Below are 5,848 nucleotides of genomic sequence, written 5' to 3'. Positions count from 1 at the left end.
CGAGTTCAAATAGCATCGCTTTGAATTTAATTGGGTTTGGATTATTATTCTCTCCATTATCTACGATCACAGGTATATTCGTAAATATCCTTTCTAGAAAAAATGAATATGAAGCGGATGCGTTTGCCTCCCAGACCTCAAGTGCTTCAGATTTGGGCATAGCATTAAAAAATCTAAGTAAAAAGAATTTAAGCAATCTTACGCCGCATCCAGCATATGTATTCTTACATTACTCGCATCCACCTGTTACAAAGCGCTTGGATGCTATGGGAATTAAGAGTTAGTTTTCAGTTGCTAGGTACAACCTACTATAATAAAGTATTGTGCAAGCAGTAAAAAAATAAAAAAAGGATAGAGATTTAGTTTCTATCCTTTTTTTTATTTCAAACCTCTGTAATAACAGACATTTGTGACACATCAATATAACAATAATTAAAATGCTTAATTAAAACGAATAGTAGTAGTTATACTTCCTCTGGCTTCATGTAAGACGCAATCAAAGAAGCCGTTTTTTGAGAAACACCTGTTTCACCAATCCTGTCTGACACTTCTTGATAACCAGCAAGCATTATATTTCTAGCGTTAGAGTCATGAATCAAATGTTCTAATTCTTTTCGTATATTTTTAATGGTACACTCTCCTTGGATAAGCTCTTTAACAACGGGCTTATCTACGATTAAATTTACCAATGAAATATACTTAACGCTCAATACCATTTTAGCAATGGAATAGGATATTGAATTTAAACGATAACAAACTACTTGGGGAACATTAAACAAACATGTTTCTAATGTAGCAGTTCCAGAAGCTACTACAGCAGCCCTTGAATGCAATAACAAATCATACGTTTCATCTGTTACAATCCGCACATTATTCCGCTTATAAGGCTCATAAATAGCTGAATCCAAATTAGAAACGGCTGCAATAACAAATTGTACCTGTGGGAAATCAAAAGCAACTTCAACCATTCGATCTAAAAGCATTGTTACTTCCTGATATCGACTTCCAGGCAATATAGCAACCAATTTCTTTTCTAAATTTAATTGGTGTTTTTGTAAAAAATTACCATCTGGTTTAAACTGTGCTATTGCATCACGCAGAGGATTTCCAACATAATCTACTTTATAATTAAATTTCTCATAGAACTCTTTTTCAAAAGGCAATATGACAAACATATGGTCAACCAAGCGTTTTATTTTGTGTGCACGTTTTGTATTCCAGGCCCAAACTTTTGGAGAAATATAGTAAAAGACTTTTATGTTTTGCTCTTTACAAAAAGCAGCAATTTTCATATTAAATCCGGAGAAATCAACAAGTATCATTGCATCTGGTTTGTATTCTTGAATATCCTTTTTAGTTGCGTTTAAAACTTTTGCAATTGTAAGTATATTAAATAATACTTCCATAATACCCATGAATGCAATGTCTTTATAATGGGCATGTAATTTCAAACCAGCAGCTTTAGATAAGTCGCCTCCGATACCACGCATTTTAATCTCTGGATCCTGTGCCTTAATTGCTTTTATTAAATTAGAAGCATGTAAGTCCCCTGAACGCTCTCCGCAAATCAAATAATACTTCATTGTAATGGATTAAAACAAAACTTACTCACCAAAATATTCCACATAATTCCTAGGTGTTTCATACAATTTAATACTATGTAATACACCTCTCCCATTTGATAATTGCAAAATTTGAGGCTGAAGAATTCTCCAAAACTCAATTGCTAATATTTCTGTACTCGCCATTTTACCTAGCATAAAATCGACATCCAGGTTCAAATTTTTATGATCTACCTTATCTGTTATTTCAACCCGAATCAATGTGCTTAATTTTTTCAAATCAATTACAAAACCAGTATCGGGATTGGGTTCTCCTTTTACGGTAACAATTAAATCAAAATTATGTCCATGCCAATTTTTATTTGCACAAGGTCCGAATAATTCAATATTTTTCTCTTCAGACCATTTCGGGTTATATAATTTATGAGCCGCATTAAAATGTTCTTGTCTAGAAACGTATACAATCATAGTATTAGAGATTTCATTCTTGTAAAGATACGAATTGAGCGCGTGTGAATACTAATTTATATCTGAGCTCTTTAATAATAAATATAGAAAAAAAGGAACACCAACCAAAGACATTAATATGCCTGCAGGCACTCCTTGAGGTGGAAATAATTGACTTGATATCATTTCACAAATCAGTAGGAAAATGCCCGAAAAATAACATAACCAAGGAATAAACGATTTAGTAAGTTGATTTCGGAATAACATTCGTGTAATATGAGGCATAATTAACCCTATAAAACCTATTGGACCTACCATACTTACAGCCATTGCAGTTAAAAGCGAAGAAATCAATAAAATAACTATGCGAAATTTATGTACAGAAACACCCAATCGATTGGCATTTTCTTCTCCTAGCTCCATTATTTGAAAGGGTGCAAAAAAGAAAAATGAAATACCTCCCAATATAAAAATAAAAAAAGTCATAAGTAGCACTTTAAACCACGAAGCAGTTTGGAAGGAGCCAAACGTCCAAAAAATAATACTCTTCCAAGATTGATCTTCTCCAGTAGTATACATCAATAGTGACAAGACAGCAATAGCTAAACTAGAAATAGAAATACCTACTAAAATCATTCGATAGGATATTATTTTACCTTTAACTGTTGACAATGCTAGAGAAATTAGATTTGTAGATAGTGCACCTACAAATGTCAACATTAGTAGTAAAGCTATGCTTGAATTGTTCGGAGCTAACCAAACATAAAAAATAGCCGCAAATAAAGACGCTCCAGAGGAACTTCCCAGTACATAAGGATCAGCCAACGGATTGCGAACTAAGACCTGCATTAAATACCCTGACAGGCCTAAAGCTGCCCCTGTAAAGAAAGCCAATATCAATCGGGGTAACCGAATCTCAATCCAAATAAGGTCATCTATAGATTGCGGATTAAAATGAAAGAGTGCTTCGAAAAGAAGTTTGATTTTAAAAACATCTTGACAAGTTCCTAAAATCAGTAACAGGAATAAAACAACGAAAGCACTGAGTGTTATAGATAACTGTTTCATCGATTCATTATTGCTGTGATAGAATCCTTTAGAATAGGTAATCGTATACCAGGGCGACTCATAACGGATGCATCAATCACGTATAATTTTGACTCTTGAAATCCGATAGTTTTTTTCAATATTGGATAGGTTTCAAAAAATAAAGCTTTCTGCGCTTCCGAATCAAAAATATAGACTTCAGGATTTGAGCGCAACATATATTCTACATCTATTGTTGGGTAAGGATTATCGATCAATTGAACACAATTTTCTCCACCAGCAAATTCTGCCAATTCAGATAAAAAAGTTTTCTTTCCATACACATACACTGGATTTACTGAGGTTATGGCTAAAAACTTTTTTGTATTTTTTATTGCTGAGGAATTATTTTTTAATCGAACAAGCCATTGATTTAATTGCAAGGTGTCCCCTTTTGTAAGTTGTACTAAGGTTGTAGCACTTTTACGAATATCTTTCATTAAATCATATTCTTGAACAAATACGGTTTGATGTAATTGTTCAAGTTTTTCTAAATCTTGTATTGAAATCATCCCTTTTTTAACCAAAATCAAATCTGGCTTTAAACGAACCAACGCTTCAATATCTACTGGATAACTATTGATTACAGGCTTGGTTTTGATTCCTTCCGGATAATCACACCAAGCGGATCTACCAACAATTCTAGAAGAGTCAATAAACGTGTATAGTAATTCGGAAATAGATGGTGTTAAACTTATTATCCGGGTTGGAGAGATTGGCAAATCTATCTTACGCCCCATATCATCCACTACAATGTGGGTATGTTTAATTTTATTTTCTGTATTAGATTGGGTACATCCCAATAGCATTCCAGTTATTAATAAAAACAAGTAGATAGAATTCCTCATAGGTCGAAAATTATTAGTAAATTTAAACCAAATATTCGAATAAAAATCACGAAGTCTTATGATGGTTGTTACAGGTGCTGCAGGATTTATTGGAAGTTGTTTAATTCAACGCTTAAATGAACTCAACTTTAACTATATAGTTGCAGTAGATCATTTTGATAATCCAGAGAAGAAAAAGAATCTTGCAAATAAAAAAATACAAGAATATGTGGATCGCGATCAATTCTTTGATTGGTTGGAGAAAAACAACAAACACATTGATTTCATTTTTCATATTGGCGCAAGAACTGATACGACTGAATTTGATAAAGCTATATTTGATCGATTGAATGTAGATTATTCAAAAAAAATATGGAAAGCATGCATCGATTATCAAATACCCTTAATCTATGCATCTTCCGCAGCAACATATGGTAACGGAGAGTTTGGGTACGATGACAATGAAACAATCATCCCTCAATTAAAGCCATTAAACCCTTACGGTGATTCTAAAAACGATTTTGATATTTGGGCTTTACAACAAGAAAAGAAACCCATGTTTTGGGCAGGTTTGAAATTCTTCAATGTATACGGACCCAATGAATTTCATAAAAGCCGCATGGCTTCTGTTATTTTCCATGCTTACCATCAAATTAAAGAATCTGGAAAAATGAAATTGTTCCGTTCACATAAAGCAGAATATACAGACGGTGGACAAATGCGTGACTTTGTCTATGTAAAAGATGTATGCAACGTGATCATTTTCTTAATGCGTAATAGAAAAGATAGTGGTATCTATAACCTTGGAAGTGGTAAGGCGCGCACATTCTTAGATTTAGTTAAAAACACGTTCAAAAACATGGGGGTAGCAGAAGATATTTCCTTTATAGACACTCCTATTGACATCAGAGATAAATATCAATATTTCACTGAAGCCAATATGAATAAATTAAAAGACATTGGATATACAGAAAAATTTCATACGCTTGAAGAAGGCATTGAAGATTATGTAAAGAATTATCTAATAGCTGAAAAGTATTGGTAGAAGTTATGGGGTGAATACTTTCATTCACCCCATAACTTCTACTTTATTTTATCAGTTACATAAAACGAATACCCCAGCGATGAAGTTAGAGTTTCTATATGAAATAAATGAATTTAATGAACATGCAGTTCGCTTATCAAACTTTGACTCTAGGCAAGCAAAAGCATTTCAAAAAGCGATACAAACTGTAATTATTGAAAATAAGAACCCCTTATATGTGCACGAGTTGGATTTTATTGAATCGATAAATTGCTCATTTACGATGCGCATCGACTATGAAGATCTTGGGATTGTAGACGTAGAAGGCAAACATTTTTATTGTGACTTAACACTTGAAAGTTACAAAAAAATGATACAATTGATTGAACCGTTCTGTAATAAAGAATCCAAGGGATATCAATGGTTGTATGATGTTGACACACCTATTGATTTATTGTTTTCTGCTGGTGATATGTAAAAATAAAGCCTCTCGTTATTAACGAGAGGCTTTATTTTTACATATCTTTTTTTTAATATTTATTGTTTGTAAACAATCGGAATTTCATTCAATCTACCCTCTGAAATTGCGATATTTTTTATTGAACCATCAGCTAAAATTACTCTCAAATTCATTTCAAAACTACCCGAAACTACTTTGTTGTTTTCATCGATTTTATCTATTTGAACAAAACCGCCTGCAGGTTTTCCAATTAAGCTTGTTGATGGATCTTCGTAACGAATAAATGCAGCTCTGCTTTGTTGTGTCAAATCAATTTTAGATTGTTGTATGGGATTCATAAAAGTGAATTTCACAAAGCGGTCATTACTAAATGAAAGTTGATATTCCCCCCCAGTTATTTTTCTATAACTTCCAGTGATCCCTTCAATAACGAATGGTTTAC

At 33.0% G+C, this 5,848-nt stretch carries 8 protein-coding genes; 3 read left to right on the top strand and 5 right to left on the bottom strand.

The annotated features are described in order from the left end of the window. Nucleotides 1-284 (top strand): M48 family metalloprotease (locus tag Q0543_RS01525; RefSeq protein WP_299248094.1); only part of this gene is annotated, 284 nt, incomplete at its 5' end. A gap of 180 nt (nt 285-464) precedes the next feature. Here Q0543_RS01525 and lpxB read toward each other — a convergent pair. From lpxB to Q0543_RS01505, 4 genes are read right to left on the bottom strand one after another with little or no spacing between them, the layout of a single operon-like run. Next, on the bottom strand, nt 465-1,583 hold the full coding sequence (gene lpxB / locus Q0543_RS01520; RefSeq protein ID WP_299248091.1) for a lipid-A-disaccharide synthase: 1,119 nt from the start codon (nt 1,581-1,583) through the stop codon (nt 465-467). Nucleotides 1,584-1,604: 21 nt separating this feature from the next. Beyond that, the gene (locus Q0543_RS01515; protein ID WP_299248097.1) at nt 1,605-2,027 is read right to left on the bottom strand and encodes a 6-carboxytetrahydropterin synthase; all 423 of its coding nucleotides are present in this window, start codon (nt 2,025-2,027) and stop codon (nt 1,605-1,607) included. Between the two features lie 54 nt (nt 2,028-2,081). Continuing rightward, nucleotides 2,082-3,077 (bottom strand): iron ABC transporter permease, encoded by a 996-nt coding sequence (locus Q0543_RS01510; protein ID WP_299248088.1) that lies wholly within the window; start codon nt 3,075-3,077, stop codon nt 2,082-2,084. Next, nucleotides 3,074-3,943, bottom strand: a complete 870-nt coding sequence (locus Q0543_RS01505; RefSeq protein ID WP_299248086.1) for a helical backbone metal receptor — start codon at nt 3,941-3,943, stop codon at nt 3,074-3,076. The genes Q0543_RS01510 and Q0543_RS01505 overlap by 4 nt, the downstream gene beginning before the upstream one ends. Before the next feature lie 58 nt (nt 3,944-4,001). Between Q0543_RS01505 and rfaD the strand changes: the two genes are divergently transcribed. Both rfaD and Q0543_RS01495 read left to right on the top strand, forming a co-directional pair. Next, a complete protein-coding gene (gene rfaD / locus Q0543_RS01500; protein ID WP_299248083.1) occupies nt 4,002-4,967 on the top strand; it encodes an ADP-glyceromanno-heptose 6-epimerase in 966 nt (321 codons plus the stop codon). A 10-nt stretch (nt 4,968-4,977) separates the two neighbouring features. After that, nucleotides 4,978-5,424, top strand: a complete 447-nt coding sequence (locus Q0543_RS01495) for a hypothetical protein (RefSeq protein ID WP_299248081.1) — start codon at nt 4,978-4,980, stop codon at nt 5,422-5,424. Nucleotides 5,425-5,483: 59 nt separating this feature from the next. Here the strand turns inward: Q0543_RS01495 and Q0543_RS01490 are convergent. Next, nucleotides 5,484-5,848, bottom strand: a 365-nt coding sequence (locus tag Q0543_RS01490; RefSeq protein WP_299248078.1) for a hypothetical protein, incomplete at its 5' end; no start/stop codon positions are given.

Origin of the sequence: uncultured Cytophaga sp., assembly GCF_937863595.1 — a bacterium.
GTDB lineage: Bacteria > Bacteroidota > Bacteroidia > Cytophagales > Cytophagaceae > Cytophaga.
Note: the sequence above shows the minus strand (reverse complement) of the source record. Positions and strands in the feature narration are given on the sequence as shown.

What these genes read in the sequence shown, in the direction of transcription:
- lpxB (WP_299248091.1), bottom strand. Translation starts at nt 1,583, where the DNA reads ATGAAGTATTATTTGATTTGCGGAGAGCGTTCAGGGGACTTACATGCT.
- Q0543_RS01510 (WP_299248088.1), bottom strand. Translation starts at nt 3,077, where the DNA reads ATGAAACAGTTATCTATAACACTCAGTGCTTTCGTTGTTTTATTCCTG.
- Q0543_RS01505 (WP_299248086.1), bottom strand. Translation starts at nt 3,943, where the DNA reads ATGAGGAATTCTATCTACTTGTTTTTATTAATAACTGGAATGCTATTG.
- rfaD (WP_299248083.1), top strand. Translation starts at nt 4,002, where the DNA reads ATGATGGTTGTTACAGGTGCTGCAGGATTTATTGGAAGTTGTTTAATT.